Consider the following 16,714-nt stretch of genomic DNA (forward strand, 5'->3'; position numbering starts at 1 on the left):
CGGCCCTATTCACTTGAAGAGAGATAGAAACGTGAAAAACGTGCTGTTCGTCTGCAGTCAGAACAAGCTTCGCAGCCCGACGGCCGAACAGGTCTTCGCGAACTGGCCTGAAATCGAAGTCTCCTCGGCAGGTACGAACAAGGATGCCGAAAATCCGTTATCGAACGAGCTGGTCGAATGGGCCGATATCGTCTTTGTCATGGAGAAGGCTCACCGTGCGAAAGTCCAGGGCAAGTACCGGTCAGCTCTCAAGGACAAGCGGTTGATCTGCCTTCATATTCCTGATGATTACGATTTCATGGACCCCGCGCTCGTGCAACTGCTGAAGGCAAAGGTGCCCCGGCATCTCTAAGCCTGTTCATGCGACCGTAAAATCGCCGCCAGCACAAGGCGGGCAATTCTTCCGTCCGTCCCGCTTTGCGCTAGTGGTGGCACTTGCGGCCAAGCTGCGGGGGCCGCGGGATAATTGTCATCGTCTGATCGAGGCCGACCAGCTCGCGGATGATCACTTCGTCGGACACAGCAGCCCCCTATCCTCTCGATCGAATGATAGTGCACGCGAACTTGGTCATGATCCATAGGCGTGAACCGCTTACAGTGGACCGCCCGTCTTCCCATTGCCACACGCTCCGCTTATAGCTCCCCGCCCGTTCCGATCGCACAAGGAGGAGAGCCATGAACGCCAATGATGTCGCCGCCCATTGGGAGAGCAATGCCGAGACCTGGACGATCTACAGCCGCGCCGGCTACGACAAATACCGCGACGCGCTGAACACGCCGGCCTTTCTGGAGATGCTGCCGCCGGTCACCGGCTTAGCGGGGCTCGACCTAGGCTGCGGCGAAGGCTCCAATACTCGCGCCGTCGCCCGCCTCGGCGCCCGCATGACCGGGCTCGACATAGCCCCGACCTTCATTCGCTATGCCCGCGAGAGCGAGGCAGAAGCGCCGCTCGGCATCGACTATGTGCTCGGCGACGGCCAGAGCATCGATTTCCCGGAGGCGAGCTTCGATTTCGTCACCGCCTTCATGTCGATGATGGACATGGCCGACCAGCGCGAGGTGCTGAAGGGCATCCACCGGGTCCTGAAGCCGGGCGGCTTCCTGCAGTTTTCGATCCTGCACCCCTGTTTCGTGCCGCCGACACGCCGAAATATCCGCAATCAGGCCGGCGAGCCCGTCGCGGTTGAGATCGCCGATTATTTCGACGAGAGCGACGGCCGGATCGATCGCTGGATCTTCTCCTCTATCCCCGAGGCCGAACGGGCGACGCTGACGCCGTTTGCCGTCCCGCGCTTTCACCGGACGCTGTCGACCTGGGTGTCGATGATCGTCGAAGCGGGACTGACGATCGATGCTTTCGGCGAGCCCATGGCGTCAGTCGAGGTGGCTCTCGCCGAGCCAATGGTCGCCGATACCCGCATCGCACCGATCTTCCTCCACGTCAGGGCGCGCAAGGCGTAAGGCCTGTTTTCCCGCCGCCATCTAGGTTTGGAAGGAAGGTGAGTTCTCACCCAACATCATCGTCGCACGGCGACCACCGAGCTGGCGCGATAGCGCGACAGCTGCACCCGGTTGGATTGATTGCCGCCAAACAGGTAGACGTACTGGCGGCGCTGGTCGATGTGATCGAACAGGCTGACATGAAAGCGTCGACCGGTGCGGATCACCACGACATCCCCTCGCCTGGCGGCGCGGAAGAACACCGGCTTGCCGAACTTTCTCCAAGACGCCGCCATATTGGGGTTGGGCGGCGGTTCCCGCGAAGATCGCTTGGCGACAAAGGCCAGGAACGCCCCGCACCACGATACTCTGCGCGGATTGATGCTGAGGAAGGAGATGGAGCGTTCATGCATGCTCTTGTACTTGGACGCCGTGCCGAGCATGTCCGCCTCACAGGGCACGGCAAGCACCGTGAGGACGATGACGAGAATAACCTTCATAGTTACCCACCATTGTTTGTATAATGTTGAAATTCCGAAATGTGGCGAAGAATAAAACAGGCGCGGCAACGTAGATGTGAATTATGGCGTGATTTAGAAACAACTAATACTGGCATTTTGGCGGCGGAAATTTGTCCGAAGCGAGGCGCAGAACTCTGTCGGCGAGCCTCCCTTTGGGGCCGGACACGGCCATCACAAACCCCGCAAAACATATGTTTTTCGGGGCGGAAAGGCTGGAGTTTCGCCATCCCAATCAGGTCCATTCAGACGAGATGGACTGTGTTCGCAATGCTTGAGCAGCAAAACCATTCGCCAAGAGTTGACGACAGCACGCGGAATTAGCTCCTCACCTATACGAGCTATATTTCCGATGGCCACTTATAATACTTGGGCGCGATGGGAAATACATTGCGCTCGCCCGATTCACCAGCGAAAGCCGGAGGTTGCCCCTCCGGTGCGGACGTGAAGGAGCTTAGGAGAGCGGAGGCCGGCGTGGCGTGTCAACCGCGTGGTTGCGCCGGTTCGGGTTGGCCTGTGACCGGGGCCGGATCAGCGGCAAGTGCCCTGGTGACCAGCAATGCTGCGGCGAGAACAGGGACGACCGCCCAGTACGAAAAGCGGATGCCGAAGTGTTCGGCAACGAAACCGAGCAGTGGCGGCCCGGCGAAAAACACAAGGAACGTCGTCTGCCCAAGCGCTGCAACGTTGACGGGTGCGGGTCGATCCGTGCGTCGGGCCGCAGCCGAGATGGCAAGCGGATAAACTGAAGAGCAGCCGATACCTGTCAGGCCAAAGCCTGCGAGCGCGACAACAGGGTGTGTCGCCGTCGCAACCATGACAACACCGATGGCCGCGATCCCAAGCAGAGTGATTGCGACAGGGCGCGGATTGAAGCGGTCGATGACAGGGTCCATGCCGAGCCGCCCGATGGCGATGAACGAGGAGAAAATGGTCACGCTGAGCCCGCCGACGAAGGGTTCGACCGCGAACACGTCCCGCATATAGATAGCCGACCAATCGACGCTTGCGCCTTCGGCAAGAAGCGGAGCTGCGGCGACAAGGCAAAGGGGGAGCAGTCCGATCGTGGGAAAAGCGATGATCGGCGTATCTCCGGAGTGAGCGTCCTGCCGCCGGGGCGCATTCTCGATCCCGGCGAAGACGATCGACCCGGCAATCAAGACCGTCACGAGGACGATGAAGGTATGCAGTTCGATGGAGACGGCAGCCTGCCGCATGCCGGCGGCAACAAGGGCGGTGATGCAGAAGCCGAGGCTCCACATACCGTGAGCCCGGCTCATGATGCGGTACCCAAGCAGCGCCTCATGGCGATCGGTTTCGATATTGGCGTTGATCTCGAATGCTCCGGTGAAAACGCCGGCAATGAAGAACAATGGCACCGCCAGAAGAGCTGAAGGCATCCAGGGGATCAGCGCGAAAAACAACGACGCACCGAAGACGGTGACGAAAGCGGTGGTGCGCGCACCGAGCCTCTCGATGAACCTCACCGAGAACGTCAACCCGCAGAGAACCCCGGAGGACATGACGGCGAGCAGCAGGCCAAGCTCCCCTTCCGTAAGGCTGAACTTAAGCTGAAGGTCGGGCAGCCGCGAAACAAACGCCCCCAGGGAAAGGGCCACGGCAAACTGAATGAAGAAAATACGCTGGTGCGGCTTCATCTCGGGGACTCTGCTCCGATTGGGGCGGGATTGAAGCCCAGGCATCCGACGGCATAGCCCGACATTCCGACGAAATGGCGACTGGCTCGGACACCCGCGGTCTCAGGATTATCGACCACCATTGCTGACAGCCAGTGTCAGCATGATGCAGCCGCCGGTAATTTCACAGCAGCCGCTCACGACTGGTGTCCGCTTATTGGCGCCATCAGCGATCACCATTCGGCGGTGCCGAGCAGCAATTCTCGCTCCCTGCATCAACGAGAGGCTGCACTGCATAAGATCGCGGATCACGTCTGCGGAATGGGAACGAAGCGCTTGATTTGACGGGCCACGCACTCAATTCATCGAGTGGAACGTCTCAAAAATCAGCGCCCTCAGCCAGCGATGCACGGGATCTGCGTCCATGCGGGGGTGCCACGCCTGCACGATGTTGAAACCCGGCACGGCCACGGGCAGGTCAAAGGTTTTGATATGGCTTATCGCGGCGGATTTGCAATATGACTTCGGAATCGAGCCGATCAAATCGGATGCCGCCGCAACTGCTATCACCGCCGGAAAGCTTGGCACGATCAGCCTGACATCACGGACATGGCCCAATTCGGCGAGCGCCCTGTCGATCGGACCGGCGAAATCCTCGTGCATCGAGAAGAGCACGTGACCCCAGGCGGCATAGCGCTCGGCCGTTAGCCGATCAGCATCGAATATCGGGTGCCCTACCCTTGCGAGACCGACATAGCGATCCTCGAAAAGAGTTTGGCAACGCAGCTCCCCGCTGTCTCGCGGGAGGACACCGATGTCCAAATCTATCGCCGCGTCCCTCAAAGCCTGAACGTCCTTGTCCGATCTCGGCGCAAAGCGAAGCCTTATCCCCGGCGCAGCGTTCGTCACAGCGGCGCTCAGACCCGCGGCGCAGAGAAGCACGAATGCTTCATTGGCACGGATCGTGAAGTGGCGCCGCACCTCCCGAATCTCCACGGTCGATGGCGGACTAAGGACGGCTTGCACGGCTTCTTTCAACAAATGTACCTCGGCACCAATCGCAAGGGCATGAGGCGTCGCAACCATGCCGCGCCCGGCCGGCACAAGAATCGGATCACCTAGCGCGGTCCTCAACCGTGACAGCGTCCGGCTCATGGCGGACGTGCTGAGGCCAAGCCGACGGGCGGCGGCCGACACGCTCTGCTCGCGCAGCAACGCATCCAGTGCCACCAAGAGGTTAAGATCGAGATCAGACATGGCTCAATTCTATTCAAGCATGGCGCATTACGCAACGGTCGATTGATTTTGTTGCGTCTGGCGCGGGCAATCAGCAAAGCCTAAGTAGTCGACCGTCCAACAAACATCGAGGAGTTCTCATGTCCCTCACCTACACCGCACCAATTTCTCAAGACGGCCTGGCGTCGCCTCGACGGTACCTGGCTATTGCCATGTTGCTCCTTACGCTTGTTCTTGTCGTTTTGGACGGAGCCATTGCCAATGTCGCCTTACCCTCGATCGCGGTCTCACTGCACGCGGAGGCGGGTAACACCGTATGGGTCGTCTCGGCCTATCAGCTGGCCGTGCTTGTTGCCATTCTTCCATGTGGTGCGCTGGGTGAAATCTACGGCGCGCGGCGGGTCTTCCTGATCGGCGTCGCGCTGTTCACCGCGGCTTCCGCAGCCTGCGCCTTCGCGGGCGACCTTCCCTTACTGATCCTTGCTCGTTTCGCGCAGGGCTTGGGAGGTGGCGCGATCATGGCGCTTGCCATGATGAACCTGCGCTCGGCCGTCCCGCAGCACATGCTGGGTCCGATCATAGGCATCAACGCCATGGTCATCGCCATTTCTTCCGCTGCCGGCCCCGGCATTGCCGGCGCCATCCTTTCCGTCACGACCTGGCCTTGGCTGTTTGCAGTCAATATACCACTCGGCGCCATCGTTCTGCTCGGCGGCGGTCTGCTCGGGCAAATTCAGGGCGCAAAGCGAAAGCTGAACGCAAAAGTGATGCTGGCCAACACGCTGATGTTCATCCTTTTCTTCTGCGGCGCCGAACGGATAGCGATCGCGCCGATAAGCGGTGCCGTCCTCATCGCCGCCTCGCTGGCCTGCCTTTTCGTCCTGCTGCGCCTTGAACGGAACAGTGACGCACCAATCGTTCCCACGGACCTGCTGGCGGAACCAGCATTCCGCGTGGCGATCATCGCCTCGATATCGTGCTTCTGCGGCCAGATGCTGAGCTACATCGCGCTACCCTTTTACCTTCAACACACGTTGCACATGACGCCGGTTTTGGCCGGTCTATACATGATGCCCTGGCCTGCCGCGACCGCGATCATCGCGCCCATTTCGGGACGTTTGGCAAACCGCGTCAAGACGGCATGGCTTTGCGCCATCGGCGGCGCGCTGCTCGCCCTGGGCCTACTGATGGTCGGATTCACCCCGCCCGACCCGAGAGGTATCGCGTTTCTCGTCGGTACTGTGATCGCCGGCCTCGGTTTCGGACTGTTCCAGACGCCGAACAACCGAATTCTCCTTCTGTCGGCACCGAAAGCCAGAAGCGGCGCCGCCGGCGCCATGCAGGGCACCGCGCGGCTTCTCGGCCAAACCCTGGGTGGGATCTGCATGTCGATCATCTTCGCAACATTGCCGTTGTCGAACGCGCTCGAATTTGCGGTCGTCACCGCGGGCGGCTGCGCAGCAATAGCGAGCCTGGTCAGCCTGAGCCGGGCTCGCTACGAAGTGGTGAAACAGCCTGGAGCGGTTTGAACAGACGGTTCGTGGTCGTCCGGGTGAAGAGGGCGTTCTCCGAAATAATGAACGCCCCACGTCTCAGGTGTCCTGCTGCTGGACATTTCTTTCTCGTTGCATGAAGACCGCTTGCCACATCAAGCTTGTAACAATGGGGAGCGCGACGAAGTGGTCGACTTGGCCCGCTCCCCGAGTTGAAGACACCACACTAAACCGACTGAAGGAGGACGTGTCGCTTCTTGCCAATTGATAGCCGGATCACGCCGTCCTGGATGTCGGAGTCGCAAAGCCGCATTGCCTCGTCGTTTACACCGCCACCGTTCACCCGAACCCCGCCGCCGACGATCAACCGCCGTGCTTCGCTTTTCGACTTGGCGAGCCCGGCAACAACCATGGCTTCGACAAGCGGAAAATTGCCGCGAAGGCTATCCGGCAGCCTAACCGTCGGGAGACCGGCTGGCACCTCGCCCGCCTCGAAGGCGCGCCGGGAGGTTTCGGAAGCTTGCGCTGCCGCATCTGCCCCGTGGCAGAGGCTGGTGATTTGGTCGGCAAGGATCTTTTTCGCTTCGTTGATCTCGGAATCCCGAAGCACATCGAGGCGTGCAATTTCACCTAAGGGTAACTCGGTGAACAGCCTGAGAAAACGACCCACATCCGCATCCCCGGTGTTTCTCCAGAATTGCCAGAACTCATAGGGCGACAACCGGTCTGCGTTTAGCCAAACCGCCCCCGAAACGCTCTTGCCCATCTTCGCGCCCGACGACGTCGTCAGCAGCGGGGCAGTCAATCCAAACAGGGCGCGTCCGCCAATCCGCCGTCCAAATTCGACGCCGCTGACGATATTGCCCCACTGGTCGGAGCCACCAAGTTGAAGCAGGCAGCCGCGGCTTTCTGCGAGGACATGAAAGTCGTAGGCCTGCATGACCATGTAGTTGAATTCCAGTAATGTCAGCGATTGCTCCCGTTCCAACCGTTGGCGCACACTCTCCGATGTAAGCATCCGGTTGACTGAAAAATGCGGCCCGATATCGCGCAGGAAATCGAGATAGTTGAGCCCGCCCAACCAGTCGGCATTGTTGACCATGACAGCATCTGTCGGACCGTCCCCGAAAGCGAGGAACCGCTCGAAGACACGCCGGATGCCGATCAGGTTTTTCGTGATCTGCTCTTCGCTGAGAAAGGGACGCGACGTGTCGCGGAAGCTCGGATCGCCCAGGCGGCTTGTCGCACCGCCGAGCAACGCAATGGGTTTGTTGCCGGTCTTCTGGAACCACCGCAGCATCATGATCGGAATGAGATGCCCGACATGAAGGCTGTCGGCGGTGAGATCGAAGCCGTTATAGGCTGTGCCGGCTCCTGAACAAAGCCAGCTGTCGAGTGCTTCCAAGTCGGTGCATTGATGCAGGAAGCCGCGCTCGCTCAAAGTGCGAAGAAAGTCGGATCTAGGTCCGGCGGGCCGAGAGGATAGTATCACGAGGGTCTCCATTTGGGCCGATCAGGCCGGAGACCTACTGTTGACACACGTGCCGCCGACCGTGCGGCGTCTCGAGTGTCAGGAATATGACCTTGCGCCGCTCTATGGGAGCAGCGTGTAATAGAAGCTCGAAAGATTCAGGGCGCAGGTCATGCATCCTTTTTACCATGCGACAGCGCGATCGCAAGGGGATGCGAACTGACGACATTGAACGGATCGCAACGCTCCCATCCCCCCATCCGCCCCCCACAAAAATACTCGCACCCGCATCAATTTGCTTGCCGTTCTGCAATGCGGCATATGTTTGTTCTCATAGGCAAGTGGCATGAGCGGGGAACGATGACGTCGACGCATATGGATAAGACGGGGGATGGCGTCGGCCGGAAGGGCTTTGTCGGACTGGTCATCGGCGCGGTCGGCGTCGTCTATGGCGATATCGGCACTAGCCCGCTCTATGCCTTTCGCGAGGCGTTGAGGCCCTTTGCCGCCGATGGCGTGCATGAGACCGAGGTCATCGGTCTGATTTCGCTGATGGTCTGGACGCTGACGATCATCGTGACCTTCAAATATGTGCTCTTCCTTCTCAGGGCGGACAATGACGGCGAAGGCGGCGCGCTTTCGCTCCTTGCCCTCCTGATGAAGAAGATGGGACGAAACGTGCCGGTGCTCTTCTTCGCCGGCCTGATCGGCGCTGCCCTCTTCATCGGCGATGCGATGATCACGCCTGCTTTGTCGGTCATGTCGGCGCTCGAGGGCCTGAAATTGATCACACCCGCCTTTGCCGAATACGTCCCGCTTGCGTCGGCAGCGATCATGGTCGTCCTCTTTGCCGTCCAGTCGAGGGGAACAGCCGCCGTCTCCAGGCTTTTCGGGCCGATCACGGTGTTGTGGTTTCTGGCCATGGCGGCCGGCGGCCTCATCCATATCGGCGACGACTGGAGGATTCTGGCCGCGCTCAATCCGGCCAATGCATTCCTGTTCCTCACCCATGCCGGCAGCGTCGGCCTCATCGTGCTCGGCGCCGTTTTTCTGACGGTGACGGGTGCCGAGGCGCTCTATGCCGATCTCGGGCATTTCGGACGCCGCCCGATCCAGATGGCATGGTTCGTACTCGTCTTTCCCGCATTGTTGCTGAACTACCTCGGGCAAGGTGCGCTGGTTCTCGCCCATCCCGAAACGGCCGGCAACCCGTTCTTTCTGATGTATCCCGACTGGGCCTTGCCGCCGATGGTTCTTCTGGCGACGATGGCGACGATCATCGCCAGCCAGGCGGTGATAACAGGCGCATTTTCGCTGTCCCGCTCGGCGGTTCACCTCGGCTTCCTGCCGAGGCTCAGGATCAAGTTCACGTCGGAGACCAACACCGGCCAGATCTACGTGCCGGCCGTCAATCTTCTCCTGCTGGTCGGCGTGCTGATGCTGATCTTTTCCTTCGGCGACTCCGAGTCGCTGGCGACCGCCTATGGCATCTCCGTGACTGGAACCATGGTCATCTCGACCATGCTGGTCTTCCAGTTCCTTCGGGTCGTCTGGGGCTACTCCCTCGTGCTCGCCGCCGCCTGGCTGCTGCCGCTCTTCACCATCGAAGTCATGTTCCTGGCGGCCAATCTGCTGAAGATCTACGATGGCGGCTGGGTTCCGGTCGCCCTTGCGCTGGCAATCATGATCCTGATGTGGACATGGACCCGAGGCCAGGCCTATCTGAAGAGGCTGCGAGCCAACAACGAGATCCCGCTCGATTCCTTCATCAGGTCGATCGAGCGAAAGTCGGACCATTCGCCGGTCACCGTTCCGGGAACGGCAGTGTTCCTGACCAGCGTTCCGGACCGGACGCCGAACGTGCTGCTCCACAATCTCAAGCACAACCACGTGCTTCACGAACAGAACGTCATCCTGACCGTGTGGACCGAGGACGAACCTTATGTCCCCGACAGCCGCCGCATCAAGATCAGCCAGCTTTCGCCGCGTTTCGTCCGCCTCGACATCACCTTCGGCTTCATGGACGACCCTGATGTCACCAGGGCGCTGGCTCTCTGCCGCGAGGGCGGCTTCAAGTTCGAGATCATGAGGACCTCCTTCTATCTCGGCCGCCGAAATCTCGTCAGGACGCCGAACACCGGGCTGCCCGCCTGGCAGGAGCGCATATTCATGGCGCTGGAAGGCTTGGCGATTGATCCTTCCGACTATTTCAACTTGCCGTCCAACCGCGTCGTCGAACTCGGCGAACAGATCGCCATTTAGGTCAGGACGCCGCTCGGCGACATCAGGATCGCGCCGGTATCAGCCCCGGTATCGCAATGCGTTGACGAAGATGTCGAAAGCGCGAGGCGCTGAACATCAGGCTTTGGCCGAGATCGCGCTCAATTCCTCGAGATCGAGATCCCGTTCCAGCTCGCGCAACGTCTCATCATCGATCTCGCCGGCGCGGTGGAGGCGGATGAGTTCCCGGCGTCCCGTGGCAACTGCTTCGAGAACTACGTCGAAGTGCGCATGCAGCATCGGTACGTAGTGCTCGGTTCTCTCGGCATAGTCGACGATCGACGTGGCCCGGCGCTGGTAGCGCTCCAGCAATTGCGGATGGATGAGTTTCCCCTCCGCATCATATGCCAGGCTCTGGACGATCCCGAACTGCGCCTGCGCCATGGCGGCTTCGGCCTGGCTCATCGTCAGGCGCGCTCTTTCCGACTCCGGCTCCACCAGCCGCGCCCAGGCAATCACCCGCCCCAATGTCGTGCCCTGTATGAGCACGGTTCCGAGAATGACGGCGAAGGCCGTCACGAGGATGAAGTCCCGGCCCGGAAATCCCTCCGGCAAGCTCAGCGCCAAAGCAAGCGTCACCACGCCGCGCACGCCCGCCCAGCTGAGAACGGTGGCGCCGCCGACGCCGAGCGGCGCGGCGCGTGTGAACCCCAGGGCAGTGCATAACCTGATGACGAAATCGGCGGCGAAGACCCAGGCAAAACGAGCGAGCACGAGCGCCACGAGGATCGCCAGCATCGGCAATCCCATGGTCGCGATCACGGTGGCAAAGCCGCCGCCGCGTTCGACGACATCCCGGAGCGACAGCCCGATCAGGATGAACACCGCCGCTTCCATCAGGAAGATCATCACCGTCCAGAACGAGATGCCGCGCATGCGCATTGCGGCTGAAAGCACGGTGTGCTGGTGCCAGCTCATGATCAGGCCGGCGGTAACCGTGGCGATGACGCCGGAAACATGCAGCTGCTCGCCGAGCAGATAGGCAATCCAGCCGAGCAGCACCGAGGCTGCGATGATGAGATATTCGTCGCCGAGACGCCGGACGAGTTTGTACCATGCCGTTCCCACAACGATGCCGACGACGGCGCCGCCGAGCGCCAGCACGAGGAAGCTGCCGGCCGCCTCCCCCGCGCTGAAGGCGCCCGTTGCGGCAGCGGCAACGGCAAAGCGGAAGAGAACCAGTCCGCTCGCATCGTTGAGCAAGCTCTCGCCTTCCAGCAGAATCTGAAGCCGCCGCGGCAGCCTGACCCGCTGCAGCACAGCGCGCGCCGCAACCGCATCAGGCGGCGCAACGATCGCGCCAAGGGCAGCGCACGCCGCCCAGGGAAGCGACGGAAAGATGAGGTGGGCCACAACGGCGACGACCGCGCAGGTGAAGAACACCGCGCCGACGGCAAGCGAGGCGATGCCGATCACATGCCGCCGCAACCGCCCGGCGGCAATGGACCAGGCGCCATCCATCAACAGCGGCGGCAGGAAGATGACCAGCACCAGCCCGGGATCAATTGATATCGCCGGCAGCCCCGGCACAAACGCCAGCGAAGCACCACCCGTCAGCAACGCGACGGACGGCGGCAATCCGAGCCTGTGGGCCGCATAGTGCAGCGCGATGATCGCAAGAAACATCGCGATGACGAGCTCGAATAAGTGGGTTGGTTCCATATGCCTCTGCCCCGGCTCGCAAACGAATCTTGGATGCCTGCTGCATTCTTCCTTAAATCGAAATCGATCTAGGGAAGAATGCAGCAATTCAAAGTGTTACAGCGTCCTTGCACATCTGAATAGACGCTTGGCGCTGCAAACACCGCCGGCCTGGCAACGGCTGCTCCAGAGGCAGCCGGAGACAATTTTCGCTTTGTGTTATCAACGCTGGGTCTGCACCTAGCGATTTCCTTGAGGGCTAGCCGTATTGAGCTTGCTTGGAACCGCCCTCACCTCAATGACCCGCCCGGCGCATGTCACGTGGCGACGCTGAATCTCCGCGCCCTCGCCATTTGAGTTGCGCCTGATCGCATTAAGGAGGATTCTGCCCGGCACCGCGATGCCAGGTTCGGTCTCGGATGACCTCCGCCATGGCGACGACATACGGCGACTTCGACTTGTCCAGCCTCAAACGTCTTTCGCGGCTCATTCCGACTTGCGTGATCTAGATCTGAGACATCTGGCCCGAAGGGGCGTCAACAGGGAGGTTCGTCATGAAAATCGTTCTTATCGGCGGCACCGGGCTCATCGGGTCCAAGACCGCGGCGCGTCTGCGCGCTAAAGGCCACGAGGTGCTGGCCGTCTCGCCAAGCACCGGCGTCAACACCATCACCGGCGAGGGCCTGGCGCAAGCGCTGGCCGGCGCCGATGTCGTCGTCGACCTTGCAAACTCTCCATCGTGGGAGGACAAGGCGGTTCTCGAATTTTTCGAAACCTCGAGCCGCAATCTGCTCGCCGCGGAAGCCACGGCCGGCGTCAAGCACCATATTGCGCTCTCCATCGTCGGAACGGAGCGCCTGCCTGAGAACGGCTACTTCCGTGCCAAACTCGCCCAGGAGAAACTCATCAAGTCATCGCCGATCCCCTACACGATCGTCCATTCGACGCAGTTCCTCGAATTCCTGAAGGGCATCGCTGATGAAGCGACCGTCGGCACCGTCGCTCGTCTTTCTCCCGCAGCTTTCCAGCCCATCGCATCGGATGACGTTGCCGATGCGATGGCGGATGTCGCGCTTTCAAAGCCGCTTAACGGCACGATCGAGATTGCCGGTCCCGAGCGCGGTCACATGCACGAGATCGTTGCCCGGTATCTGAAGGCCATCAACGATCCGAGGAGAGTCCAGGCAGACGCTCATGCGCGCTACTTCGGGTCTGAACTGGACGATCGCTCGCTTGTGCCCGGCGAGGGCGCGAGGCTCGGCAAGATCGACTTTGCGGATTGGTTTCGACAGTCCCAACGGCCGACGTAAGTCCAGGCAAATCCACATCGGCATTCAACAAGCAGAGGGATTACGACAATGAATTCAGCTTTGTTATCGCTATGCGTGTCGGCCACGGTTTGCCTTTTTGGCACTTTGGCGGTTGCCGCCGAAGACGGCGCTGCCGTCACACCGCTCATGAAAAAGGACCTTCCGAATTATCCCGGCAAGGAAGGGCTGATGATATCGGTCGAGTATGGGCCGGGAGGTTCCTCGCCTATTCACAAACATGAGGCGAATGCATTCGTCTACGTTCTGGAGGGCTCGATCGTGATGCAGGTCAAGGGCGAAAAGGAAGTCACCTTGTCGCCGGGAGAGACCTTTTACGAAGGTCCTTCCGACATTCACCTGGTCAGCCGCAATGCGAGCAAGTCCAAACCGGCGAAGTTCATCGTCGTGCTGCTGAAGAAGAAGGACGCTCCGGTTGTCATGCCGGTGAAGTGACATTCCGTAGAACAGCGGCGAACCCGTGCGTCCCTGAGGCGACCAACTCCTCTTTCGTCATGCTCGGGCTGGTCCCGAGCATCTGCAGACCGCGCAGCAAAATGTCAGGCGCAAGGCCGAGGATGACGTAATACCGCCACCAGAACCGGTGGCTACTGGTATCACCGCGAACGGCACAGGCCCGCCGCCGACGTTCTGGACCCGGCCTTCCAGGACCAGCTCATGGACAAACTCGCTGAGCTGACAGGCATAAAGCTTTTCTGCTCAGGTTTAATTGGAATTTCTGGTCTACCCTCCTTAAATCCTGCGTCTTGAGGCAAAGGAAGACAGATGAAAAGGCGAACCCTTGTGCTTGGAGGTGCGGCTATCGTGGCATCATCCGTGGCTGCGGCGGCAATCTGGCCACGGCGGCATATCACTGTTGCCGCCAGGACATTCGATTGGAAGGGAACGGATTTTCTAAGCGGCGGCACAAAGTCGATCGCCGTGGAAAAGCTGCCCGCGCCGCTCTTCCGCAGCAGTCCGAATTGCGTCGTGACCGTCGCCCAGACCCTCGGCCCCTGCCATGTCAACAATATTCCGACCCGTCAGGACGTCTCGGAAGGAAAGACCGGGCTACCCTTGCGGCTGGCCGTTCGGATCGTCCACGCCGCCGATTGCCGGCCGGTCGAAAATGCCGATATCGAAATCTGGCATACCGATCACCGTGGCATCTATTCCGGCCGCGAGGCTGCGCAGATGTGTACACTTGGCGATGCCGAGGCGATCAGCGGGCTTGCCTTTCGCGGCCGCCAGCTGACGGATGAAAACGGGCAGGCAAGCTTCCTGACGGCCTATCCCGGATGGTATCAGGGCCGCACGCCGCATGTTCACTGCCGCATCCTTGTCGAGGGCAAGGAGCTTCTCGTCAGCCAGATCTATTTCGACGATACGCTGAGCGATATCATCTATGGCGAGCATCCCGACTATCTCGGGCGCCCTGCCCGCGATACGCGCAACGACGAGGACGGCATCATCCCGGAGGATGCTGCCGATCACATCTTCGATTTCGAGAAGCTCGACGGCGGCGTGCTATCCGCCACCATCACGATCGGCCTTTCTGTCTGAGCTCCGCACCCTCGACCACGACTACCTCCCCGGCCGTGGAATCCGGCACGGGGAAGAGGTCAAAGTCGGCATGTCGGTCGGAGCACGCCGCCTATATGCCCGCATACCATTCATAACCGCGATCCTCCCAGAAGCCGCCATTGCCGCCGTAAAGCTGGCCGAGATCGGCGACAGCTTCGATGCCGGTCAGGTATTTTGCCTGCTTGTAGCCGAGTTGGCGTTCGACCCGGAGTCGGAGCGGCGCACCATGGGCGACTTCGAGATCGCGGCCGTTCATGGTGTGGGCAAGGATCGTCTGGGGGTGGAACGCATCGACGAGATCAATGCTTTCGTAGTACCAGCCACTGCCATCCAGCGTCTTTTCGTATTCGTCGGCGCAGTGGAAGACGATGTAGCGGGCCTCAGGTTTCAGACCCGCCGACTGCAGCAGCGCGCCGAGCGGCACGCCGGTCCATTTGCCGATCGCGCTCCAGCCTTCGACGCAGTCATGCCTGGTGATCTGCGTGCGCGCCGGCAGGGCTTTCAGCTCCGCCAGCGACAGCTGCATCGGCTTGTCGACCAGCCCGCCGACCTCGAGCTTCCAGCTTGAAAACCGCTGGTTCATCCAGTCGATATACCGGGTATTATCAGGCATGCTCGTGCCATTGGCGCGGAAGGTCGGCGAGATATCGGCTTCCGTGAATTCGCGGGCGAGTGCGTCGTCACCGAGCAGGAAGCGCTGCGTCTTCATGCTGAAGCCTTCGGCGATCTTGAGCACCGATTTCGTCCGATCGCTTTCGACGAGGGCGTCGCAGCCGGCAAGCCCCAGCGCCGATGCCGTCATGCTCGCGCCGATCAGGAAGCGACGTCTGGTGATGATGCGGCTCATGACTTTCTTCCCTGCCCGATGTCGTAATAACCGGTGATCATCGAGCGCAGATTATTGAACACGCCCGAAACCATCACCATCGCCACATGCACCGCGACGAAGGCAACGAGCGAGAAGGCGGTCAGGAAATGCAGCGTGCGGGCCGATTGCCGGCCGCCGAACAGATCGAGCAGCCAGGGCGCAACCGCATTGAAGCCTGGCGACATGGTAAGCCCGGTCCCGATCATCAACGGCAGCAGCACGAAGATCACGGCGACATAGGCGAGTTTCTGCAGCGTATTGTAGTGGCGTGCCTCGGCCCCCTTGGGAAAGCGCAGCCGGGCGTGACTGACGATCTCACGGCCGAGATGCGAAGGCTTCAGTTCTTCGGCCGCCGGCAGCAGATCGCGGCGGAAATGCCGGCTGACAAAACCGTAAGCGAGATAGATGAAGCCGTTGATGACGAACAGCCAAGCAAAGAAGAAATGCCAGCGCCGGCCCGATGCTAGATCCTGGTAACTTGGCAAAGTCAGCCAGTTCGGAAAACCGCGCACAGTAGCGTCGCCGTCGACGTTCGAAACTCCGAGAACGCCGGTCGTTGTAAAAGCGAATGCGCCGACGCGCGTCACTCCCTTCAGCGCATCGCCCTCTTGCTTCGCCTCCATGGAAATGAAGGACGGATCGTCATCAGCGCCATACTGGCCCCAATAAAGGGCCGGATGGGCGTTGAAGATCTGCAGGCCGCTGAACAGCAGCACCGTCATGCACAACACATTCACCCAGTGCGACAGGCGCACCAGCAGGCCATGGCGGTAGAAGAGCGTGCGTCCGCTCGCCATGCCGGCATCGGTCGTGGCCATCGTAATTCCTCCGGATCGGCGTAAAAGGTCTTCGCGAGAAAAGACGCGGCCGCCGGCCAAATAGTTTCAGCGGCCGCGGCCAAAGCTTACTTCATCGTGTCGCAGGCCTTCATCATCGTGTCCTTCTTCATGGTGTCCTTCTCCATGCCGGCATTGTGCATGCAGTCGGCCTTGGTGCTGCCGGTCGCCATCGTGTCCTTCTTCATCGCATCCTTCGACATCGCATCCTTCGACATCGTGTCGGTCTTCATGCTGTCTTTCTTCATGGCATCGCTGCTTTGGGCGTTGGCGACGCCGGCGAGCGACAGGCCGATGACGAAGGTGCAGGCGGCAAGGCTGGAAAGGATCTTGGTCATGAGGGTCTCCTCGGATCGATTGACATATCCGCCAGCACCCGCCGACGGCTCACAGTCCTGAATTC

15 protein-coding genes are annotated in these 16,714 nt (G+C 60.6%); 7 read left to right on the forward strand and 8 right to left on the reverse strand.

All coding sequences use genetic code 11. The annotated features are described in order from the left end of the window. Window positions 1–31 precede the first annotated feature (31 nt). A complete protein-coding gene (locus AB8B31_RS12880; protein ID WP_026188445.1) occupies window positions 32–352 on the forward strand; it encodes a low molecular weight protein tyrosine phosphatase family protein in 321 nt (106 codons plus the stop codon). Between the two features lie 323 nt (window positions 353–675). Continuing rightward, complete coding sequence (locus AB8B31_RS12885) at window positions 676–1,461, forward strand: class I SAM-dependent methyltransferase (RefSeq protein ID WP_065277437.1); 786 nt, start codon at window positions 676–678, stop codon at window positions 1,459–1,461. Window positions 1,462–1,517: 56 nt separating this feature from the next. Here AB8B31_RS12885 and AB8B31_RS12890 read toward each other — a convergent pair whose 3' ends face one another. The 3 genes from AB8B31_RS12890 to AB8B31_RS12900 form a co-directional block, all read right to left on the reverse strand. Next, entirely contained in the window at window positions 1,518–1,940 is a 423-nt protein-coding gene (locus tag AB8B31_RS12890; protein ID WP_018242589.1) for a TIGR02594 family protein, read from the reverse strand. Between the two features lie 500 nt (window positions 1,941–2,440). Continuing rightward, window positions 2,441–3,616: an MFS transporter gene (locus AB8B31_RS12895; protein ID WP_065277438.1), complete on the reverse strand. Its 1,176-nt coding sequence runs from the start codon at window positions 3,614–3,616 to the stop codon at window positions 2,441–2,443. Window positions 3,617–3,952: 336 nt separating this feature from the next. Then, window positions 3,953–4,852 (reverse strand): LysR family transcriptional regulator, encoded by a 900-nt coding sequence (locus tag AB8B31_RS12900; protein WP_130652642.1) that lies wholly within the window; start codon window positions 4,850–4,852, stop codon window positions 3,953–3,955. Window positions 4,853–5,043: 191 nt separating this feature from the next. On the opposite strand from AB8B31_RS12900, the gene AB8B31_RS12905 reads away from it, so the two are divergent. Further along, window positions 5,044–6,360 (forward strand): MFS transporter, encoded by a 1,317-nt coding sequence (locus tag AB8B31_RS12905; protein WP_065277439.1) that lies wholly within the window; start codon window positions 5,044–5,046, stop codon window positions 6,358–6,360. Window positions 6,361–6,550: 190 nt separating this feature from the next. Here AB8B31_RS12905 and tyrS read toward each other — a convergent pair whose 3' ends face one another. Beyond that, window positions 6,551–7,816, reverse strand: coding sequence for a tyrosine--tRNA ligase (gene tyrS, locus AB8B31_RS12910; RefSeq protein WP_183619138.1), 1,266 nt, complete (start codon window positions 7,814–7,816; stop codon window positions 6,551–6,553). A gap of 339 nt (window positions 7,817–8,155) precedes the next feature. Here tyrS and AB8B31_RS12915 point away from each other — a divergent pair, with 339 nt between their 5' ends. After that, the gene (locus AB8B31_RS12915; RefSeq protein ID WP_130652644.1) at window positions 8,156–10,057 is read left to right on the forward strand and encodes a potassium transporter Kup; all 1,902 of its coding nucleotides are present in this window, start codon (window positions 8,156–8,158) and stop codon (window positions 10,055–10,057) included. Window positions 10,058–10,153: 96 nt separating this feature from the next. Here the strand turns inward: AB8B31_RS12915 and AB8B31_RS12920 are convergent, their stop codons facing one another. After that, window positions 10,154–11,737, reverse strand: a complete 1,584-nt coding sequence (locus AB8B31_RS12920; RefSeq protein WP_113543578.1) for a Na+/H+ antiporter — start codon at window positions 11,735–11,737, stop codon at window positions 10,154–10,156. A gap of 533 nt (window positions 11,738–12,270) precedes the next feature. Here AB8B31_RS12920 and AB8B31_RS12925 point away from each other — a divergent pair. The 3 genes from AB8B31_RS12925 to AB8B31_RS12935 all read left to right on the forward strand — a co-directional run bounded on the left by AB8B31_RS12925 (window position 12,271) and on the right by AB8B31_RS12935 (window position 14,586). Further along, complete coding sequence (locus AB8B31_RS12925) at window positions 12,271–13,026, forward strand: SDR family oxidoreductase (RefSeq protein ID WP_130652645.1); 756 nt, start codon at window positions 12,271–12,273, stop codon at window positions 13,024–13,026. Window positions 13,027–13,074: 48 nt separating this feature from the next. Beyond that, the gene (locus tag AB8B31_RS12930) at window positions 13,075–13,479 is read left to right on the forward strand and encodes a cupin domain-containing protein (protein ID WP_157213656.1); all 405 of its coding nucleotides are present in this window, start codon (window positions 13,075–13,077) and stop codon (window positions 13,477–13,479) included. A gap of 330 nt (window positions 13,480–13,809) precedes the next feature. After that, window positions 13,810–14,586 carry a dioxygenase family protein gene (locus AB8B31_RS12935; RefSeq protein ID WP_018242598.1) on the forward strand — a complete coding sequence of 259 codons (777 nt, stop codon included), beginning with the start codon at window positions 13,810–13,812 and terminating at the stop codon, window positions 14,584–14,586. A 91-nt stretch (window positions 14,587–14,677) separates the two neighbouring features. Here the strand turns inward: AB8B31_RS12935 and AB8B31_RS12940 are convergent, their stop codons facing one another. From AB8B31_RS12940 to AB8B31_RS12950, 3 genes are all read right to left on the reverse strand, one after another. Further along, window positions 14,678–15,454: a molybdopterin-binding protein gene (locus tag AB8B31_RS12940; RefSeq protein ID WP_018242599.1), complete on the reverse strand. Its 777-nt coding sequence runs from the start codon at window positions 15,452–15,454 to the stop codon at window positions 14,678–14,680. Further along, the gene (locus AB8B31_RS12945) at window positions 15,451–16,293 is read right to left on the reverse strand and encodes a cytochrome b/b6 domain-containing protein (RefSeq protein ID WP_130652646.1); all 843 of its coding nucleotides are present in this window, start codon (window positions 16,291–16,293) and stop codon (window positions 15,451–15,453) included. Before AB8B31_RS12945 ends, AB8B31_RS12940 begins: the two co-directional genes overlap by 4 nt. Window positions 16,294–16,379: 86 nt before the next feature. After that, entirely contained in the window at window positions 16,380–16,649 is a 270-nt protein-coding gene (locus AB8B31_RS12950) for a pentapeptide MXKDX repeat protein (protein WP_027683989.1), read from the reverse strand. Window positions 16,650–16,714: the final 65 nt, after the last annotated feature.

It is taken from the genome of Rhizobium sp. 62_C5_N11_2 (assembly GCF_051811185.1).
GTDB classification, from domain to species: Bacteria; Pseudomonadota; Alphaproteobacteria; order Rhizobiales; family Rhizobiaceae; genus Rhizobium; species Rhizobium leguminosarum.